Annotated in this window: 22 protein-coding genes; 9 read left to right on the top strand and 13 right to left on the bottom strand. The window is 68.9% G+C overall.

Annotated elements, in window-relative coordinates; genetic code table 11:
- Positions 1-9: 9 nt before the first annotated feature.
- The 8 genes from NKT36_RS08445 to NKT36_RS08480 all read right to left on the bottom strand — a co-directional run bounded on the left by NKT36_RS08445 (position 10) and on the right by NKT36_RS08480 (position 5,830).
- Positions 10-339, bottom strand: coding sequence for a DUF5783 family protein (locus NKT36_RS08445; RefSeq protein ID WP_327050606.1), 330 nt, complete (start codon positions 337-339; stop codon positions 10-12).
- Between the two features lie 250 nt (positions 340-589).
- Positions 590-1,150, bottom strand: a complete 561-nt coding sequence (locus NKT36_RS08450) for a GNAT family N-acetyltransferase (protein ID WP_327050607.1) — start codon at positions 1,148-1,150, stop codon at positions 590-592.
- Between the two features lie 338 nt (positions 1,151-1,488).
- Complete coding sequence (locus tag NKT36_RS08455) at positions 1,489-1,737, bottom strand: hypothetical protein (protein ID WP_327050608.1); 249 nt, start codon at positions 1,735-1,737, stop codon at positions 1,489-1,491.
- Positions 1,738-1,831: 94 nt separating this feature from the next.
- The gene (locus tag NKT36_RS08460; RefSeq protein WP_327050609.1) at positions 1,832-3,265 is read right to left on the bottom strand and encodes a DHH family phosphoesterase; all 1,434 of its coding nucleotides are present in this window, start codon (positions 3,263-3,265) and stop codon (positions 1,832-1,834) included.
- Between the two features lie 347 nt (positions 3,266-3,612).
- A complete protein-coding gene (locus NKT36_RS08465; RefSeq protein ID WP_327050610.1) occupies positions 3,613-3,768 on the bottom strand; it encodes a hypothetical protein in 156 nt (51 codons plus the stop codon).
- 95 nt (positions 3,769-3,863) lie between these two features.
- Positions 3,864-4,487, bottom strand: a complete 624-nt coding sequence (locus tag NKT36_RS08470; RefSeq protein WP_327050611.1) for a rubrerythrin family protein — start codon at positions 4,485-4,487, stop codon at positions 3,864-3,866.
- Positions 4,488-4,588: 101 nt separating this feature from the next.
- Entirely contained in the window at positions 4,589-4,837 is a 249-nt protein-coding gene (locus NKT36_RS08475; protein ID WP_327050612.1) for a DUF7511 domain-containing protein, read from the bottom strand.
- A gap of 126 nt (positions 4,838-4,963) precedes the next feature.
- Entirely contained in the window at positions 4,964-5,830 is an 867-nt protein-coding gene (locus NKT36_RS08480; RefSeq protein WP_327050613.1) for a sulfurtransferase, read from the bottom strand.
- A 281-nt stretch (positions 5,831-6,111) separates the two neighbouring features.
- Here NKT36_RS08480 and NKT36_RS08485 point away from each other — a divergent pair, with 281 nt between their 5' ends.
- The 5 genes from NKT36_RS08485 (at position 6,112) to NKT36_RS08505 (ending at position 11,673) form a co-directional block, all read left to right on the top strand.
- Positions 6,112-6,909, top strand: a complete 798-nt coding sequence (locus tag NKT36_RS08485) for a sulfurtransferase (RefSeq protein ID WP_327050614.1) — start codon at positions 6,112-6,114, stop codon at positions 6,907-6,909.
- A 257-nt stretch (positions 6,910-7,166) separates the two neighbouring features.
- A complete protein-coding gene (locus NKT36_RS08490; protein WP_327050615.1) occupies positions 7,167-7,631 on the top strand; it encodes a twin-arginine translocation signal domain-containing protein in 465 nt (154 codons plus the stop codon).
- A gap of 153 nt (positions 7,632-7,784) precedes the next feature.
- A complete protein-coding gene (locus NKT36_RS08495) occupies positions 7,785-8,891 on the top strand; it encodes a thiamine ABC transporter substrate-binding protein (RefSeq protein ID WP_327050616.1) in 1,107 nt (368 codons plus the stop codon).
- On the top strand, positions 8,892-10,577 hold the full coding sequence (locus NKT36_RS08500; protein WP_327050617.1) for an ABC transporter permease: 1,686 nt from the start codon (positions 8,892-8,894) through the stop codon (positions 10,575-10,577).
- A complete protein-coding gene (locus NKT36_RS08505; protein ID WP_327050618.1) occupies positions 10,570-11,673 on the top strand; it encodes an ABC transporter ATP-binding protein in 1,104 nt (367 codons plus the stop codon). Before NKT36_RS08500 ends, NKT36_RS08505 begins: the two co-directional genes overlap by 8 nt.
- Here the strand turns inward: NKT36_RS08505 and NKT36_RS08510 are convergent, their stop codons facing one another.
- The 3 genes from NKT36_RS08510 to NKT36_RS08520 form a co-directional block, all read right to left on the bottom strand.
- Positions 11,674-12,555, bottom strand: coding sequence for a cupredoxin domain-containing protein (locus NKT36_RS08510; RefSeq protein ID WP_327050619.1), 882 nt, complete (start codon positions 12,553-12,555; stop codon positions 11,674-11,676).
- Positions 12,556-12,679: 124 nt separating this feature from the next.
- Complete coding sequence (locus tag NKT36_RS08515; protein ID WP_327050620.1) at positions 12,680-15,019, bottom strand: ATP-dependent DNA helicase; 2,340 nt, start codon at positions 15,017-15,019, stop codon at positions 12,680-12,682.
- A gap of 327 nt (positions 15,020-15,346) precedes the next feature.
- Positions 15,347-15,619, bottom strand: a complete 273-nt coding sequence (locus tag NKT36_RS08520) for a hypothetical protein (protein WP_327050621.1) — start codon at positions 15,617-15,619, stop codon at positions 15,347-15,349.
- A 176-nt stretch (positions 15,620-15,795) separates the two neighbouring features.
- On the opposite strand from NKT36_RS08520, the gene NKT36_RS08525 reads away from it, so the two are divergent.
- The 3 genes from NKT36_RS08525 (at position 15,796) to NKT36_RS08535 (ending at position 17,078) form a co-directional block, all read left to right on the top strand.
- Complete coding sequence (locus NKT36_RS08525) at positions 15,796-16,353, top strand: DUF1684 domain-containing protein (RefSeq protein ID WP_327050622.1); 558 nt, start codon at positions 15,796-15,798, stop codon at positions 16,351-16,353.
- Positions 16,354-16,626: 273 nt separating this feature from the next.
- Entirely contained in the window at positions 16,627-16,776 is a 150-nt protein-coding gene (locus NKT36_RS08530; protein ID WP_327050623.1) for a DUF7563 family protein, read from the top strand.
- Positions 16,777-16,829: 53 nt separating this feature from the next.
- Entirely contained in the window at positions 16,830-17,078 is a 249-nt protein-coding gene (locus NKT36_RS08535; RefSeq protein WP_327050624.1) for a GIY-YIG nuclease family protein, read from the top strand.
- Between the two features lies 1 nt (position 17,079).
- Here NKT36_RS08535 and NKT36_RS08540 read toward each other — a convergent pair whose 3' ends face one another.
- On the bottom strand, positions 17,080-17,658 hold the full coding sequence (locus tag NKT36_RS08540) for an NADPH-dependent FMN reductase (protein WP_327050625.1): 579 nt from the start codon (positions 17,656-17,658) through the stop codon (positions 17,080-17,082).
- Between the two features lie 206 nt (positions 17,659-17,864).
- Between NKT36_RS08540 and NKT36_RS08545 the strand changes: the two genes are divergently transcribed.
- Positions 17,865-18,260, top strand: a complete 396-nt coding sequence (locus NKT36_RS08545) for a hypothetical protein (RefSeq protein ID WP_327050626.1) — start codon at positions 17,865-17,867, stop codon at positions 18,258-18,260.
- 213 nt (positions 18,261-18,473) lie between these two features.
- Here the strand turns inward: NKT36_RS08545 and NKT36_RS08550 are convergent, their stop codons facing one another.
- Positions 18,474-19,199: a DedA family protein gene (locus NKT36_RS08550; RefSeq protein WP_327050627.1), complete on the bottom strand. Its 726-nt coding sequence runs from the start codon at positions 19,197-19,199 to the stop codon at positions 18,474-18,476.

A 19,199-nucleotide genomic window follows, 5' to 3' on the forward strand; every position in this document is an offset into this window, starting at 1 on the left:
ACGGTCGTCTTACTCCTCGTCGGACGAGAACCCGAACACGGACGCCAGTTCCGCCTCGATCTTCTCCACGTAGATGTCCAGCGTCTGCTCGACCTTCTCGTCGCCGACGACGATGGCCTGCACCCGGTCGGTCGGAGAGTCCGGGAGTTCGACGCGGAACTCGCCGTCGCCCTCGTAGAACGGTTCGCTCTCGTTGAGCACCTGCTGGTCGATGGCGTGGATCAGCTCGGAGTCGTACCGCTCGTTCATCTCCTCGAAGGCGCTCTTGTACGCCCGCTGGAGCTCGTTGAAGTAGTGGACGTACTTGTCCTCGAACTTCTCGGGGTCGAAGTCGGCCATACTCGAATCGACGCTTGGCGCGAGTAAAAACCGGACGGTTGTCGGTCGCGAGCGGGAGAGAACCGCGAACAGCGGCATCTCGCGAGGCCGCGCCATCGCGTCGAACGCGTCGCGGTGACCCACGCAACGACCCGACCGCCGACCCCGACATTCGATATCGCACTATGTAGTTTATCATCCAGTGCGTGACGGAATCGACAGGAGAACTGGAGACGACTCGAACGGCCGCAAGAACGGTTAGCGCGGAGTTCTAGTCCGTTCGCGGCTCCCACTCCCCGCGCAGGAGACCGTACCAGAGCATGTCGTGGTAGTCGCCGCGGAACCACGCCGCCTCGCGCAGGGTGCCTTCGTGCTCGAACCCGAGCGATTCAAGCAAAGCGACGGAGGCCTCGTTGAAGCCCCCGGCGCGGGCGCTCAGGCGTCGGAGGTTGCGGTCCTCGAAGGCGTACCGGACCATCCGCGCCGTGGCGTCGGAGGCGTACCCCTGCCCGTGGTGTTCCGGGCCGAACCAGTAGGCCAGCTCCGCGCTGCGCGCCCGGGACGTCTCGCTCGGCCCGTACTGCGACCCGGTCAGCGAGACGATACCCAGGGGGTCGCCGTCGACGCAGGCGAGACAGTGGACACCGTCCTCACCGGAGAGGACGTTCTCGAAGAACTCCGCGCACTGAACGCGGTTCGTCGGATCGACGTCGAGCGCCGGTCGCCACACGCGCTCGTCGTTCATCCACCGCTGGACGACGTCGACGTCCTCCTCCTCCTCGACCGGTCGGAGCGTCACCTCGTCGCCCTCCAGGAAGACTGGTCCGGGCATACCGCGTCGTTCGGTGCTCGCCGTGAATGCTCTTGCGTTGTTACGACGGCAGCGCACGCTGTCCACGACGGAAACCCGGTATCGCACCGGGCGACGGAGCCGCGAGCGGCCCCTGCCCGGTGCTGGACGGCCGGCCGTCGGAGTTCGCCGTGACGACCCTCCGAAGTTGGAGTACGAGTGGCCGAACGCCCGGATCACGAACAGAAGCGGCTTCGTCCGGCCGTTCCGGAAAGCCACCCGGAAACCAGCGATGAATCCTATGGCGCTATATGAAATGCAGCAAATGCGCAAGCGGGACGGTGGTGGTCACCTTGCCGAGGTCGCAGGATAGCGGGTCGTTACCAGTGAAGCAGGTAGAGGAGGTAAACGCTGGCGCCGGTGACCAGCAGGCCGACGCCCGCGAAGCCGACCGCAGCGATGCCCGAGGAGGAGAGCGCGAGCTGCATCGACTGGAGGCCGACCAGTGTCGTGAACGCCGCGAGGACCGTCCAGAAGACCGTCGACAGGAGCGACCGCCCCGCGTCGAGGACGCCGTCCCGTACCGCGTCCCTGATCTGCGTCTGGGTGAGTTCGTCGGATTTCACCATCGCTGACAGCAATGACGTCGCCAGGCAATAACCTGGCGGAGCAACGACAGTCGACGAAGCGTCGACGCTTCTGCGCCGCCGCAAGGGCCCGTCGCTATCCCAGTTGCTCGCCGACGAGGGCGTCGACGTGCTCGACGAACGCCTCCTCCTTGCCGCGCGGAATCGTCGCGCCGGCGGCGACGTCGTGGCCGCCGCCGTCGCCGCCGACCGCCCGCGACGCCTCGGTCATGACGGACGAGAGGTCCAGCCCCTGGCGCGTCAGCGAGGGCGTCCCCCGCGCGGAGACCTTCACCTCCTCGTCGTTCTTCGCCGCGAACGCGACGATGGGCGTGCCGCGGTCGATGCCCTCGGCACCGACGGCCATGCCGGCGACGATGCCGACGATGGTCTCGCGGATGCGGTCGCCCGCGTCGAACCACTGGACGTGCTCCTCGCGGGTGACGCCCTCCTCCTGGACGAGCTGAACGCCTTCCGAGAGGTTGCGGCGGTGGTTCGAGAGGAGCTTGCGCGCACGGTCGAGCGCCGCAGCGCGGTCGCCGAGACAGACCGCCAGGCCGACGTCGGCGCGTTCGTAGCGTGCCGTCGCGTTGAGCAGCGTCGAGAACTCGCTGACGTCCCGGAGTTCCGTCCCCTGCGGTTCGTCGACGAGGGTGTACGTCGTCCCGACGAGCGCGTCGATCTTCTCCGCGGGGACGCCCCGGCGCATCGCCCGCTTGACGAGCGCGCTGGCGACCGTCTGCCGTTCGTCGTCGGTGAGGTCGACCCAGCGGCGCCAGTCGCCGTTCTCACCGTTGCGGAGGTCCACGTCGAGCCCGTCGAGGAACCGGAGGACGCCGTTGCCGTCGTTGGAGATACCGGGGATGTACACGTCGCTGGCGTACTCCAGCAGCTTCGGCAGCGGTCGCGTCTGCTTACCGTAGAGCGCGATGTCGGTGGTCGTCTCGACGACGCCAGCGTCGACGCCCTCTGCGACGATGTTCGCGTTCGCGCCGACGAGTTCGCCGTCGCTGGTCTGCATGTCGCCGACCGCGCCGACGACCGCCAGCGCGGCGAGGTCGCGGTTGCCGTCGGCGGCGTTCTCTGCTACTTCGTCCGCGAGCGCCCGCGCGAGGACGTAGCTCGCACCGGCCCCGGAGAGCTCCGAGGCGCCGTCGACGCCGAACAGGAGCGGGTTGAGGTGGAACTCGGTGTCCGCGTCGGCCGGCTGGTGGTGGTCGGCGATGACGGGCGTGAAGTCGCCGGCCCGCTCGTGGTCGCCGATGACGTCGAGCTGGCCGCTCCCGAAGTCCGTGAACAGGACGGTGTCGACGTCGCGCGCGGCGATGGCCGCAACCTCCTCGGCGTCGAGCTGCTTGCTGAACACCGTCTCGAAGGGGACGCCCGCGCGTTCGAGCGCCGTGGCGGCGATGGCGGCGCTCGTCAGGCCGTCCGCGTCGATGTGAGACGCGAGCAACACCTCGTCGGCCTCGCGCAACCGGTCCGCACAGGCGTGCGCGCGGTCGGCCATCTCGGGAACGGGACTGCTCATCGCTCGGTCCTTGGCGCGTCCCGGCATTTAAACCTGCGTCTCGTGCGGCAGGACGAAAGGGGCAAGATGGAGGGGCGGGACGGAGGCGGGGATGGGCGGAGGCAGCGAGACGGAGGCGGCGGAACGGAGAGGTGGTCAGCCGCGCGGGCGCGAACAAAAAGGGTGGACATGCGAACCCCCACGCACACGGCGTCCAGCGGAGTAGGGGCGACCGGGTGCGGCCTGCCACCGCATTCCAGAGTGGACGCCGCTGTGGGTCGGGGCCGGTCCGCAGAATCCTGCAGCGTGGTGACCGGGAGGGAAACGGCGCTCTCCGGGTCTTCTCGTCTCCCGCCGCCGCGTCCGGGTCAGGGTTCGAACGGCAGGTCCTGTGGGTTCTCGGCGACGACCCACCAGTGGTAGTCCTCCTTCGGATGTCTGCGTTCCACGTGCTCCTCGAGCGGCTGCTCGTCGTCGAAGTCGCGGCCGCAGAGGTTGCAGCGGTGGTGTCGTTTCGGTGCCATGGCCTCTGCACGCCGTACCGGTAGTAAAATCTCCTGCCCGAACGGTGTCCCGCGGTCGCGATCCGCGAGTGACGGGCTGGTGGACCTCGCCGGAGTCAGCAGACCGGTTTCGGGTTCACGCCCATCGACTCCAGCGACCGGGTGTACTCGTCGTAGGCCGCCTCGATGGCGCCGGTGGCGGCGTCGCGGGCGCGCTCCCAGTCCTCGTCGCCCTCGCAGCGGTCGGCGAGCACGGCCAGCGCACGCTCGCGCTGTTCGTCGAGGTCGCCTTTCAGGTCGCGGAACAGTTGCGCCGTCTGCGGGTCGGCCTGGCCGGTGAAGAAGCCGACCATCTGCCCTTTCGACTGCTCGCTGGCGAGCGTGCGCCCGACGAATCCGCCGAGGCGGGCGACGGTGTCCTCCTGCTCGCGGAGGAACTCGTGGACCGCCGGCACCGCGCCGGGGTCGTGGTCGGAGAGGTCCGCGACGACTCGTTCGTAGTGGTCGCGCTCGGTGTCGGCGACGCTCGCGAACAGTGCGCTGACGTCGCCAGCCTCCGCGTCGGCCCACGTCTCGAACGTCCGCCGGGCGGCGTGCTCGGCGTCGGCCGCGGCCCGGTACACCTCGTCGGCGTCCATCTCGCCGCCGGTCGCGGCGTACAGCGACTTCGACGACCCGAGACGCGACAGGGCGGTCTCGGCGTCGTCGCGGACCGTGCTGACGAACTGATCTGCGTCCATGCGCCGGCGTACGGCCGCGTCCGGCTTGTACTCTCCGCTCGCGGTGGTCGTGAAATCTCGCCGGCGCGGCCGGGAGGAGGACGGGGTGAGAAGGCAGGTTGCTACCGGGCGTCGTCGAGAGAGACGCACAGGTCCGCGTCGGCCGATATCCACTCGGCCATCCGTTCCAGTCGCGTCGCGTCCGTCGGGAAGATGGTGCATCGGTCGGGCATCCCGTCGTATTCGACGACGACGGAATCCAGTTCGAAGACTCGCTCGCGGACGGCTTCGCGTTCCGCGTCGGCGGACGTGTCGAGAGTGTCGGTGGTGCCGGACATGATGACCTCGGGCAGCGTCGGGTGACGCCTCACTACGTAGATTCGGGGGACACTCAATAACCGCTGCTAGTTGTTCTCGATAGCGGTCTATAGCTGTACGTCCGGGTTCCGACCGTCACCGCGGGAAGCGGGGATACGAGCCAGCGGTGGGCGTCCTCGTCACTCCTCGCTGCCGGTCTCGACGGGGGCGTCGACGAGGTTGCCCCACTCGGTCCACGAGCCGTCGTAGTTGGTGACGTCGTCGTAACCGAGCAGTTCCGACAGCGCGAACCACGCGATGGAGGAGCGCTCGCCGATGCGGCAGTAGGTGACGACCTCCTGGTCGTCGGTGATGCCGGCGTCCTCGTAGAGTTCGCGGAGTTCGTCCGCCGACTTGAACCGACCGTCGTCGTCGACCGTCGCGGCCCACGAGACGTTCGTCGCGCCGGGGACGTGGCCGCCGCGCTGGGCAGTCTCCTGGAGTCCCGGCGGCGCGAGCACCTCGCCGCTGAACTCCTCGGGGCTGCGGACGTCGACGAGGGGGACGCCGCGGTCGATGGCCGTCTCGACGTCGTCGCGGTAGGCGCGGACGCCCTCGAACGGCCCGCGGGCGTCGTAGCCGACGGTGGGGTAGGTCGGCTCCTCGTCGGTCGTCGGGTAGTCGTTGTCGAGCCAGTAGTCGCGGCTGCCGTCGAGCAGGCGTACGTCCTCGTGGCCGTAGTACGTGAACTGCCAGTAGGCGTAGGCGGCGAACCAGTTCGAGTTGTCGCCGTAGAGGACGACGGTGGAGTCGGGGGCGATGCCGTGACTGCCCAGCAGTTCCTCGAAGTCCTCCCTGTCGAGGATGTCGCGGCGGGTCTGGTCCTGGAGCTGCGTCTCCCAGTTGAACCCGACGGCGCCGGGCGCGTGCGCCTCGTCGTAGGCTTCCGTGTCGACGTCCACCTCGACGAGTCGGTACTCGGGATCGTCGCTCTGGAACGCGTCGAGTCGGTCGACGACCCAGTCGGCGGTGACGAGCACGTCGTTCGCGTAGTCGGTGTCGCTCATGCGGCCTATCGTTCGGAAGCCGGGCGTATAGCCCTGTCAGCCCCGGAGATTCGCGCCAGTGGTCTCCGGTCGCGGCAAGGCGGGCCGCCACCGCCGACGTCGCGGCGCGTCGCTGCCCCGCCGGCGAGCGAGCGACGGCGGGCCACCGCCGTCGCGCCGCCCTCGCGACCCGCGACCGACCCGCGCCCCGGAAAGCGGCAATCCGTGCCGGCGTCTCGTGCAAGCGGCGGATTCCCGCGGAACCCGGAGTGCTAAGACGGGAGGGCGGCAATCCCGGTTCGATGCACGACAGCGTCGTGGCGAGTGCCGACTGGCTCGCCGAGCGACTGACGGACGCGGACGTGACGGTGGTGGACGTGCGCGACGCGTGGGAGTACGACGGCATCGGCCACCTCCCCGGCGCGGTCAACGTCCCGTTCGACCGGTTCCGGGCGGCCGACGGGGACGACGTGGGGATGCTCCCCGGCGTCGACCGATGGGCGGACCTGCTGAGCGAGGCGGGCGTCGCGAACGGCGACACCCTCGTGGCGTACGACGACACCCACGGCGTGTTCGCCGCGCGCTTCCTCGTCACCGCGGAACTGTACGGCCACGACGACTGCCGACTGCTCGACGGCGACTTCAGCGCGTGGACCCGCGAACACGAGACGACGACCGAGGTGCCGGCGGTCGAGCCGACGACGTACGAACCGTCGAGACCCGCTGACGGGCCGCTGGTGGACCGCGAGGCGGTCGAGCGCGCCGCCGAGGACGACGAGACGGCGCTCGTCGACGCCCGCAGTCCGGAGGAGTACGCCGACGGCCACATCCCCGGCGCGGTGAACCTGGAGTGGCGGGAGTTCGTCGACGAGGAGACGCGAGGACTGAAACCGCGGGCCGAACTCGACGCCGTCCTCGCCGACCACGGCGTCACCGACGACCGCCGGGTCGTCCTCTACTGCAACACCGCGAGGCGTATCAGCCACACGTACGTCGTCCTGTCTTCGCTCGGATACGACGACCTCGGGTTCTACGAGGGGAGCGTCAGGGAGTGGACCGAGACGGGCGGCACCCTCCAGACCCAGGACGGAAATCGATGATTCCCCGCTCGTTTCGGCGACGATCGACCCGCTAGACCCTCGTTGAGACCGGGTTCACGCTCCGGGGCCTGCCCCCGCAGTAACGGTCGTAGAGGCGTCGCCAACGTGGAATACCGGCGAGTATCGAGCGGTGTACCGGGGGCGATTTTTCGGGGGTCGAACCCTAACCGGGATAGTTTCGCGTTAGGCTTCAAAACAGTCGAGACCCTTTATCTAAGGCTCCGGCATATAGCGTGATACCCCGGGAGGGGAAAAGGATGAACGAGAAGAAACAACCAGACACAGAGGACGTCGATTCGGAAGAACGACGGTCGTTCATGAAGAAGGGCGCGCTCGCAACGGGCGGGCTCGCGCTGGGACTCGGTAGCATGGGCAGCGCCTCCGCCCAGGAAGGGCAGGCGCTGGTGTACACGTACGACTACCACCCCGGCACGCAGTTCCGCGTCGTGAACCAGCTGGAGCAGACCACGACCGTCCGCCTGCTGCGCCGCCCCGGTGGCGGCACCGTCCCGGAGATCTCGCAGCCGGACGACTACAACGGGTACATCGTCCGCTACCTGATCGGCGGCGACGGCAATCAGGGCCAGATCACCACGTTCGTGTTCGGTGAGAACCTGAACCTGAGCCAGGGCGACACGCGCCGGTTCAGCGGCGATGCCTCGGTCTTCAGCAGCGACCTGAACCTGCTCAGCACCAACGTTCAGGGCGGCGGCGGCAACTAACGCCGCTCGTCGTTTTCCGGTAGCCGAGAAGAGTCGAACAGTCCACGTTTTTTCGCCGACGACGGCCGGCAGAGCGACCAGCGTCGCGACGAACAGTCGTCGGGCGGCCACGTACCACGGTCGTTAAGTACCACCGCCTGAAACCACCGAGTAATGAGACGGCGCACGTTCCTCACGGCTGGTAGTGCCGCGCTCGCCGGACTCGCGGGCTGCATCGGTTCCGGCGGTTCGGACGGGTCGGACACGACCACCTCGACGACGGCGAACACGACCGCCCAGACCGAACCGAGCGGCACGCTGAACGTCGCCACGTACAGTTCGTTCGTCGACGCGCCGAGCTCCTCGCCCGGCAAGTGGGTGAAACGGCAGTTCGAGAAGGAGTACCCGAAGGCGACGCTCGAGTGGCAGACGCCGGACAACGAGGTGAACCACTTCCTCCAGCGGAAGGTCCAGGGCCTCGACGTGACGACCGACGTCTACGTCGGCCTGAACGTCGACCACCTCATCACCATCGACGAGAAACTCGGAAACAGGAATCTGTTCGTCCCGATGGCCGACTCGCTGTCGAACTACGGCCACGTCAAGGACGGGCTCACCTTCGACCCCGACGGGCGCGCCATCCCTTACGACACGGGATACGTCAGCGTCGTCTACGACGGGACGACGGTCGACGACCCGGGGACGTTCGACGCGCTGGCGGGCGAGTACGCGGACGACCTCATCGTCGAGAACGCCCAGCAGGCCGCGACGGGGCGTGCGTTCCTGCTGTGGACCGTCCACGAGTACGGCCCGGACGGCTACCTCGACTACTGGAAACGGATGACCGGGAACGGCGTCAAGATCCTCGGCTCGTGGGACGCCGCCTACACCGCCTACTCGAACGGCGAGCGCCCCATCGTCGTCTCCTACTCGACCGACCGGGTGTACGCCCACCGCGAGGAGGGCGTGAACATGGAGAAACACCGCATCGGCTTCCCGAACGACCAGGGGTACGCCAACCCCGAGGGGATGGCGAAGTTCGCCGACGCGAAGAACCCGAAGCTCGCCGACGCCTTCCTCGAGTTCATGCTCTCGAAGCCGGTCCAGTCGAAGATTCCGACGCTCAACGTCCAGTTCCCTGCGACCGACCACGCGGAGCCGGGCGAGGAGTTCCGCAAGTACGCGAAGGAGCCCGACCAGCCCGTCACCTACTCCTACGACGAGTTGAAGGGCAACGTCGAGGAGTGGGTCGAGCAGTGGGCGCGCCAGGTGGCCAGGTAGATGCAGCCAGGGCGCTGGCTCGAACGGCGCGCGCTCGCCCTGCTCGCCGTCGCAACCAGCGCCGTGCTCGTCGTCCTCTTCTACTACCCGGTCGCCATCGTCTTCGCCGACGCGGGCGGCGTCGCGTCGTTCGTCGACGTGTTCGCCGACGAGTTCCTCGTCCGCGAGATACTCGGGTTCACGGCGTACCAGGCCGCGCTCTCGACGCTCGCCAGCGTCGCGCTCGGCCTGCCCGGCGCGTACGTCCTCTCGCGTTACGAGTTCCCGGGTCGGCGGACGGTCCGCTCGCTGACCATCCTCCCGTTCGTGATGCCCTCCATCCTCGTCGTCATCGGCTTCGTGGCCTTCTTCGGCGAGCAGGGGCTGCTGAACGACCTGCTCGGGCTCGCCGGCCTGGAGGTCGGCTCGCTGCTGTACAACCTGCCCGCGATAATCGTCGCGCACGCGTTCTACAACGCGCCGCTGGTCGCCCGGGTGACGAACGCGGCGTGGGAGAGCGTCGACGCCCGCGAGGTCGAGACCGCGCGCAGCCTCGGTGCCGGCCGGTTCCGCGCGTTCGTCGACGTGCTCGCGCCACAGCTCCTCCCGGCGGTGCTCACGGGCGCGCTGCTCACCTTCATCTTCACGTTCATGTCCTTTCCCATCGTGCTGGAGCTGGGCGGGTTCGAGTACGCCACCGTCGAGGTGTGGATCTACGGCCTCGTCCGCGACCTCGACTACGGCGAGGCGGCCACCCTCGCCGTGCTGGAGACGGCGCTGTCGCTCGCGCTGACCTACGCCTACCTCCGGTACGAGGCCCGGCAGGCGACGGCGTCGCGCGCCGCCCGCCCGCCGGCGCGCAAGCGACTGCTGCCCGACGACCCCGCTGCGGGAGCAGCACTCGAACGCCTCGGCGTGGGCGCGTACGGCCTCGTCGTCGCCGTCGTCTTCGGCGGCCCCATCGTCGCCACCGTCGTCGAGAGCGTCACCGGCCCCGACGGGTTCACGCTCCGGTACTACGCGTTCCTCGTCGAGCGCCAGGCCACCGGCGCGGCGTTCCAGACGAAGCCGGGCGTCGCGGTCTGGAACTCGCTCGCGTTCGGCGTCGGCACCCTGCTCGTCGCGCTGCCGATGGGCGTCGTCGTCGCCGCGCTGGCCGACCGCGCCCGGTCGCGGTGGGGGCGGGCGGTCGAGGCGCTCGCGATGGCGCCGTTCGCCGTCAGCGGCGTGATGGTCGGCCTCGGGATGCTCCGCGGTCTCGTCTTCGGCGTTCCGCTGCCCGTCGTCGGCCGGATTCGGGTCGGCGGCGCGCTCGCCATCGTCGCCGCCCACGCCGTCGCGGCCTACCCCTTCGTCGTCCGGAGCGTCGGCCCGATGCTCGGCACCGTCGACCGCCGGACCGTCGAGTCCGCGCGGGCGCTCGGCGCGACGCGGTTCCGGGCGCTGCTCGACGTCGAACTGCCGCTCGTGGCGGCGGGCGTCGTCGCCGGCGCGGCGTTCGCGTTCGCCATCAGCATCGGCGAGTTCGACTCGACAGTTATTCTTGCCACGGGGAGCACGAGCTACACGATGCCGGTCGCCGTCGAGCGCTACCTGGGCAACCGCACGCTCGGACCAGCCACCGCGATGGGGACGGTGCTGCTCGTCGTCACCGCCGTGAGCTTCGTCGTCGTCGACCGACTCGGCGGGCGGTGGGAGTATGGTTGAGGTCCACCTCGACGGCGTGGGGAAGGCGTACGACGACGTGGCCGCGCTGGAGGACGTGACCCTCCACGTCGACGACGGCGAGTTCTTCACGCTCGTCGGCCCCTCGGGCTGCGGGAAGACGACCACGCTCCGGGCCGTCGCCGGGTTCGAACCCCCGACGCGGGGGACGGTTTGCTTCGGCGACCGCGACATGGCCGGCGTCCCGCCGGAGGACCGCGACGTGGGCATCGTCTTCCAGAACTACGCCCTCTTCCCGCACATGACCGTCGCGGAGAACGTCGGCTACGGCCTGCGGTTCCGCGACCCGCCCGGCGCGCGGACGCCCGACGAGCGCGTCGCGGAACTGCTGGAACTGGTCGACCTCGGCGGCCTCGGCGACCGCGACCCCGAGGAGCTGTCGGGCGGCCAGCGCCAGCGGGTCGCGCTCGCGCGGGCGATCGCCCCCGGGCCGGACCTCCTGTTGCTGGACGAACCGATGAGCGCGCTCGACGCCCGTCTTCGAGAGAGCCTGCGGACGCAGGTTCGGGCCATCCAGTCCGACCTCGACATCACGACCATCTACGTCACCCACGACCAGGAGGAGGCGCTCGCGGTCAGCGACCGCGTGGCTGTGATGCGCGACGGACGGGTCGAACAGGTCGGGTCACCGGAGGCGGTCTACCGCAACCCCGACTCGCGGTTCGTCGCCGAGTTCCTCGGCGAGAACAACGTCTTCGACGGGCGCGTCGTCGCGGACGGCCCGGCCGGGGTGCGAGTCGCGGTCGGCGACCGGGAGTTCGTCGTCCCGGGCACCGGCGCGCCGGGCGAGCGCCTGACCTTCTGCGTCCGTCCCGAGCAGTTGCGCCTCGGGGGCGTTGCCGAGCGGGGCTCGGCAGCTCACCAGACGGAGTCCGGTGGCGGCGAGAACCAGTTCGACGCCAGCGTGGAGACGGTCGAATTCCTCGGCGAGGCGTTCCGCGTCCACCTCGACTGGGACGGCCGCCAGGTCACGCTCCGCGTACCGGAGGAACCCGACGGCGAGACCGTCCGCGTCGGATTCGACGCGAGCGACGTCCACGTCATCGAGACCGCCGACGTGGCGACGCCGTCGCGCTGATCAGTAGCCGTCCGTCGTATCGGTGGTTCGCGTCGTATCGGTGAACCCGTCCGTCCCTCTCGTCCCCGTCGTATCGGTGAACCCGTCCGTCCCTCTCGTCCCCGTCGTATCGGTGAACCCGTCCGTCCCTCTCGTCCCCGTCGTATCGGTGAACCCGTCCGTCCCTCTCGTCCCCGTCGTATCGGTGAACCCGTCCGTCCCTCTCGTCCCCGTCGTATCGGTGAACCCGTCCGTCCCTCTCGTCCCCGTCGTGTCCGTGAATCCGTCTGTCCCGCGCGTCCCCGTCGTGTCCGTGAATCCGTCTGTCCCGCGCGTCCCTCTTGTCGTGTCCGTCTCTCTCGTCGTGAACGTCGCCGTTCCTCCGCCGCCGAAGGTGATGTTCCCGCGCATCTGGTCGGGATGGAACCGGCAGCGGTAGCGACGCATTCGGTCGGTCGCCTGGAACGTAACTTCCCGTTTCTCCCCCCGCTGGGACGACGGTTCCGTCTCCGCCAGCACGACGCCGTCCTCGCCGCCGCGCTCGCCGATGATCTGGAACTGGTGTCGCGCCCCGTCCAGGTTCACCCAGACGACCCGATGCTGGGAGCCCACGTCGAGGTCGATGTTCGGGTTCTCCGTCCGTTCGATGAGTCGCGGTTCCAGTCCGAGCCAGTAGTCGACGCGACCACCGAGGATGGTGACCTGTCCCTCGCCGGTCACCGTCCCCGTCTCCGTCCCCTCGGTAGTCTCCGTCGTGTTCGTCTCAGTCGTGTTCGTCGCCGTCGTCTCGGTGTCGCCGTCCTGTGCGCCCGCCAGGCTGCCGAGGACGCCGACGCCCGCGACGGCCCCCGCTGCTCGCAGGAGCGACCGACGGTCCGATTTCGGTGAATCCTCTCGTGTCATCGTTTTCCCCACCATCGGAACGGCTACGACAGGGAAAAACCGGCCACACCGTTCGACTCGACAACCGGGGATTGAATCACGGTTGTGAACGTTGGCGGCGCACGTCGCCGGGCGTGCTGTCCGTTCAGCCCCAGAACCGGTCGAGGCCGAGCGAGAGCATGTCGGCGCTCACGGGCTGGAACTCCTCGCGCTCGGTCTCGGGGAGGAACTCGCGGACGCTGTCCCAGCTGTCGCGGGCGTACCGGGAGTCGACGAGCACGCGGACGCCCTCCTCGTCGGGGCCGCGGATGACCCGGCCGAGCGCCTGGCGGGCCTTCCGGACGGCCGGGACGGTGAGGGCGTAGGTGAAGCCGTCGCCGAAGACGCGCTCGTAGGCGGTCCGGACCGCCTTCGTCCGGGGGCTGGCGGTGTTGATGATGGGGACGCCGCAGACGACCGCGGCCTTCAGGCGGTCGCCGCGGTAGTCGACGCCCTCGGTGAGCGTCCCCCGGAGGCTGGTGACCAGCACCTTCGACTCGCCGGCGAAGAAGTCGTCCTTCAGCGCCTCGGTGGCGTCGTCGCCGCTGCTCTCGTCGAGCAGCACCGGCTTGTCAACGAGGTCGCGCAGCGTCTCGGCGGCCCACTCCGCCTCGGCGTAGTTCGGCATCCCCACGAGCACGTTGCCGGGCGAGCGCGCGACGTCACGGATGGCGTCGGCGTACACCTGCCGTGCCTGCGTCTCGTCTCCAGGTGCGCCCCGGTTGTCGTAGGTGAACTTCGGCGCGTCCACGGCGAAGCTCTCCCGGTTTTCCTCGGGGAAGTTCAGCCCGTACGTCCGCTCGACGACGGGCCGGCCCTCGCGTTCGAGGTGGGCGAGGCCGGACACCTCCTCGAACACGTCCAGCGGCGCCAGCGTCGCACTCATCAGCACGCCACCGCCGAACTCCGCGAGTTGCTCGCCGATGGCGTCGCTGGGGACGCAGTTCTGCATGGCGAGGTGGGCGTTGTACGCGCGCCGCCAGGAGTCGTCGGGCTCCATGTCGTTCCACGTTCGTTCGAGTTCGATCTCCCGGAAGTAGTGCTCGTGGTCGTTGCGGTACCACTCGCCGAGGACGCGACCCGCCGCCGGCGCGGCCCGCTCTTTGTCGACGGACTCGCCCTCCTCGGCCTCCGCCTCGTTCAGGATGCGCGCGACGACGGCACCGACGGGCTCCGCGCGCGCCCACGTCCCGCCGTCGTACCCCGCCTCCTCGGCCCACTCGGAGATGGCGTCCTGGCCCGGTTCGGTCGGGTCGCGGAGCGGAATCTCGGCGTCCGGCAGGTCGGCGAGGTTCGCCTTCCAGCCGCGGTGTTCGCGTTCGAGGAAGGCGGTGACGCGGCGGTCGAGTTCCTCCCGGAGGTCCCGGAGGAAGTCGCGGACCTCCTTCAGTTCCCGGAGCGTGACGCCGGCGTCCTCCAGCTCCGCCCGCACGAGGTCGGCGTCGGCGGTCGTCGACGACGTCGTGCGGTCGTCGAACTCGACCGGCTGGATGGCCCGCGTCAGTTCGGACTCGGCGTCCCGGAGCGTGGCGTCGCCGACGGACTCGCTGACGAGGTCGCGGACGCGCGGTTCGAGCATGTGCGCCTCGTCGCAGACGACGAACGTCGAGTCGTCGAGCAGCGCACCGGTGAAGGTGGCGGTCGTGACGGGGTCGAAGGCGTGATAGTAGTTGCCGACGACGACCTCGACGTCGGGGAGCAACGCGCCCATCATCGAGTGCGGGCAGGTACCGTGCTGGACCGAGAGCCCGACGAGGTCCTCCGGCTCGATGAGCCCCACGTCGTCGAAGGCGAACGGGACGGCCTCCACGGGGTCGCCGTCCTCCGGCAGGTCGTCGAGGAACTGCGCGTAGAAGGGGCAGTACTCCGTATCGTCGTACTCGGGCATCTCCGGCGGGTAGGGCGTCGGCTCGCCCGCCGTCTCGAGGTAGGTCGCGCCGCCGCCGCTGCGGCCGGAGTCGGCGAGGCCGGTCTGCTGGCGGCGCGCCCGCGTGGCGAGGTTCTGGGCGGTCGTCGACCCGCCCTCGCCGACGAGGTCGCCGGTGTGCTCGCGCAGCGACTCGCAGCGCTCGTAGACGTTGTCCTCGTCGATGCCGCCCGCGTTCTCGCGGTTGTACGGGCAGACGTCGGCCTTCCCGACCATCGTCAGGCCCGAGACCGACTTGTAGTCGTCGGGCAGGTTCGCGTTGATGGTCCGGAGGTCCTCCTCGAACTGGCGGAGCTGCTGTTTGACGCTGGTCAGCACGAGCACGCGCTCGTAGTCGCTGTCGGGGTCGCGCACGAGGTCGATGCCCGCCGTGAGCGCGAGCATGGTCTTGCCAGTGCCGCAGGCGCCCTCGACGACGGTGAAGCCGCCGTCGCGGGCGGTGGCGACGGCCGTCTCGATGCCGTCCACCTGCTCGTCGTAGGGTTCCTCGTGACCGAAGACGTCCCGCCAGTCCGACATCGTTCGTTCCTCGCGCCCCCGTCGCTTAGGGCTGTTGAACTGGAGTGGTCCCGGCATGCTACTTAAGTTCGGGGTGCCGTCGGACGGAGGACAGCCGCGACGGCGGTGTCGTCCCGTCGGTGATGACGTGTCACGCCGTCGCCGCCGCTCGTCGGGGTCACCTGGTGAACGTTTTTGTGCAGTCGCCGTCTGGTCGCGGACGTTGTTCGTCGTGGTGCCCATCTACTTCGTCTACAACGCGCTCGTTCTCGCCAGCGGAGACGCCGACGATTACGCGGCCCCAGAAGACGGGTGAGCGTCGTCGCGATCAGCGCCGCGAGCGCGTCGTCACTGTCGCGACCGCCGGAGCACTTCGAGGACACCGAACGCGACCACGAAGCCTGCTGCACCGGGAAGCGCAGCGTCGCCGGCCCGGTCGAGGAAGTGGACGGTGAGTCCGCCGGTGGTCCCTCGCAGGAGGACGCCGAACGCGCCGTCGGCGAACCGATTCTCCAGTTCGACGGAGTCGACCAGAGAGAGGGCGACGAACGCGACGAGCGCCCAGCCGGCTCCGAGCACCGAGGGCGGCAGGGAGGAAAGCAGAAGTTGGAGTCCTGTCACGTGTCTGGACGAGTGTGGCGGGGGCAGGGTCTAATACCCCGTGGGAGTAGTCCAGGTCGGTGGGGAGCGGAGGGCGTGGCGGCGACGTTTTCCGACGCCGGGAGCGGGCGGGGCCAGAACGGCGGCGACCTGCCGACAGCGGAATCGTTACCCGACTGGCCCGCCAACGACCGGGCATGACCACGACGTTCGACGAGGAGGGCTGGCGGACCGAGCTGGAGGGCCACCGCGAGGAGAAGGACGAGTTCTTCGCCGACCACCCGCAGTCGCCCATCCCGCCGGAACACCGCGACGACTTCGACGGGCTGTCGTACTTCGACCCGGACGCGGACTACCGCGTGACGGCGACGGTCGAGACTCACGAGGAGCCCGACCCGGTGGAGATGGAGACGACGGGCGGGCGGCCGCAACGCTACCTCCGGACGGCGACGCTGCACTTCGACGTCGACGGCGAGGCGTGTTCGCTGGCCGTCTACAGCCGCGAGGACCAGGACTCGCTGTTCGTCCCGTTCCGGGACAAGACGACCGGCCAGCAGACCTACGAGAACGGCCGCTACCTCGAACTCCACCCTGACGGGGAACTGGCGGACGGCGACGACGTCGTCGTCGACTTCAACCTCGCCTACTCGCCGTTCTGCGCGTTCAGCGAGACGTTCTCGTGCCCGCTGCCGCCGGAGGAGAACTGGCTGGACGTCGAGGTCCGCGCGGGCGAACGGACCTGGCGTCCGAACTGACCTGGCGGCCCCGTCGGACGTATCGGGCGCGACACCCGACCCAGACCCGTTTTTCTCCACTCGAAACGAGGGGGTTCGAGCGCCCCAACGAGTTCGGCACAACGGGGATGTTCTCCGATGTACAAAGTGACGTGAGCGTATCCGGAGCGTGAGTGCCCACTATAGAGAAAAGTATTTTCTCGAAAGCCGAAATTGGGCGAGATTCTGGAAAGGATTTTTGATGGAGTGTGTCCAAGACTTTACTGCTGGCGGCACCACCGCCGGCCACCAGGTATGCCAGAATGTAATCACTGTGGCGCGCACGTCTCCGAGCAGTTCGCGCGCGTCTTCGCAGACGAGAACGGTCGCGTCCGCGCCTGCCCGGACTGTTCGGCGAACGCAGGTATCGCCGAAGTAGCACGACAGCGGGCGCAGCGAGTGTAGCCAGACGTGGCGGAATCGACAGGGCAAAGTGAACCACGCGAAGCCTGTCAGGCGTGACCGACCACTGGGTGTACGTGCTGGAGTGCAGTGACGGCAGTTTTTATACGGGATACACGACGGACGTCGAACGGCGCGTCGCCGAACACGACGCCGGCGAGGGAGCGAAGTACACCCGGGGGCGCACGCCGGTCGAGCTCGTCCACAGCGAACGGTTCGAGACGCAGTCGGCGGCGATGTCCCGCGAGTACGAGATCAAACAGTTCGACCGCGCCGAGAAGGAGCGCCTGGTCGGCCGGGAGTAGCTCAGTCGTCGGCCGCCGCCTCGTCCACGGCGGCGTCGGTGACCGCCGGTTCGATGTCGGCGTACTCGACGGCCTGGCGGCCGAGCTTCCGCGTCCGCTCCTCGAGCGCGTCGTCGAGGAACTCGCCGTCCTCGTCGAACTTGTCGGACGCGTTCCGGATGCCGACCTGGTGGGGGAGCACCCACCCGTGGACGCCACGGACTGTGATGCGCATGTGGTCGAGGGTGCTGGCGTACGACCCGCCGCCCGCCGTGGCGAGCAGGCCGACGGTCGTGTCCTCGAACTCGTCGAAGCTGCAGTAGTCGTGGACGTTGCGGAACGCCGCGGAGTACGAACCGTGGTACACCGGGCTTCCCAGGATGACCGCGTCCGCCTCCCGGATCGTGCGCTTGAGTTCCTCGGCCGCGGGCGGCGTCTCCGCGTCCGGGTCGAACACGGGGAGGTCGTACTCGCGCACGTCGAGCAGTTCCGTCCCCGCGCCCGCCTCGGCCGCCGCGTCGAGCGCGTGTTCGAGGGCGGCCCGCGTCTTGCTCTCGTCTCGCATGCTACCACAGAGGGCGACGACCGTCGGTGCGTCCATCACGTCGACCCTCCGTCCGTCGAACGTTTAACCGGCCCGTTCTCGACGCGGACGGACCGGGCGCGGATTCGCGAATCGTCCATACGCCAACGTGGTGGCGTCGCGACAAAACCCTTCCCGGAAGTCGATTTTTGTAGCCGTTGCAACAGTTGTGCTCGGAGTCGGCGCCCGCCACTGTTAACTCGTCTCACGAAGAACGGCCGCGCATGCAGGTCCGGGACGCAGTCGAGGCCGACGGCGGGCGCCTGGCGGACCTGGCGGACGTGCCCAGCGAGGTGATGGGCAACGTGGTCCACGACCGGACCGTCCGCGTCGCGGAGACGGACGACGACATCGAGGGGTTCGTCGGGTTCGACGCCCACCGGGACGCGGTCCACGTCACCCACCTCTACGGGTCGCAAGCGGCCCGCGAGCGCCTGCTCGACGAACCGGTCCGCTTCGCCGCCTGCGAGGAGATGGCGGTCGAACTGCTCGTCCCCGACGACGAGGACGAGAGCGTCTCCGCGGCGAAGTCGACCGGCTTCGAGAACGTCGGTCCCGGCCCGCGGTTCGACGGCCGACCGACGGAACGGTTTCGACTGGAGAATCCGACACGAGAGTGACCCCGACGATCGACGCGCCCGAGCGAGTCGTCGCTCCGCGTAACTGTCGGTACGTCGAGAGAGGAACGCGCCCGCGTGGCGTTCATGGCATGGCACGCGATGATTCGACACGCAGGCGCATCGGGCACTACGTTCTCGAAACCGATAGGTCTGACGGGACGGAACGAGCGGGGAGGCGAGCGCCGGGGCAGAGTCGAAGGGACAGCCAGTCGGTCAGAACGGGAGGAAGGAAAGAAGGTCGTTCTGGAGAGTGTACAGCGCCGCCGCCGCGAGCCAGGTCTGGAACAGCAGCGTGCCGAGCGCCGAGAGGAGGACGAACTCCCAGTCGCGCATCTCCGCGAAGCCCGCGGGGACGGTGAGCATCCCGCGCGTGAAGAGCAGGGCGTTGCTCACCGGGACGACGACGCGGCCCCAGCGCTGGAACCAGCCCTCGAAGCGGTCGAGCGAGTCCTCGCTGACGCGGAACCAGGGCTTGTCGAGCAGGTACTCGCGGCCGCCGCGCTTGGCGAGGAGGAAGAGCGTGTACTGGCCGATGGTCGCACCGACGACGGCGACCAGGATGACCGCGGCGATGGCGTCGTAGTCGGTCGCCGACGCCGGGAGGACGCTCACGCCGATGGGGACGAGGCTCTCGCTCGGTGCGAAGTAGAGCAACATCGCGCCCTCGAGGATGAGGATGAAGAAGAGCGCGAGCAGACCGTACTGGTTCAGCCACTCCTTGGCGAGCGACTTGTCCCCGACCAGGAACAGCGTGACGCCGACGACGGCGCCGCCGGCGACCGCGCCGACCAGCAGGAGGACGCCGTAGTCCTCGACGAACTCCCTTGCCGCCCGCGTGTCCGGGGCGAACGAAAGGATGGCGGCCCCGAACAGCGAGAGCGCGAGGAGGACTACAGCAGGTGTCGTTTCGGCGATACCGGAGAGCAGGGCGGTCGTCAT

Origin of the sequence: Halomicrococcus gelatinilyticus (assembly GCA_024227995.1) — an archaeon.
Lineage (GTDB): Archaea > Halobacteriota > Halobacteria > Halobacteriales > Haladaptataceae > Halomicrococcus > Halomicrococcus gelatinilyticus.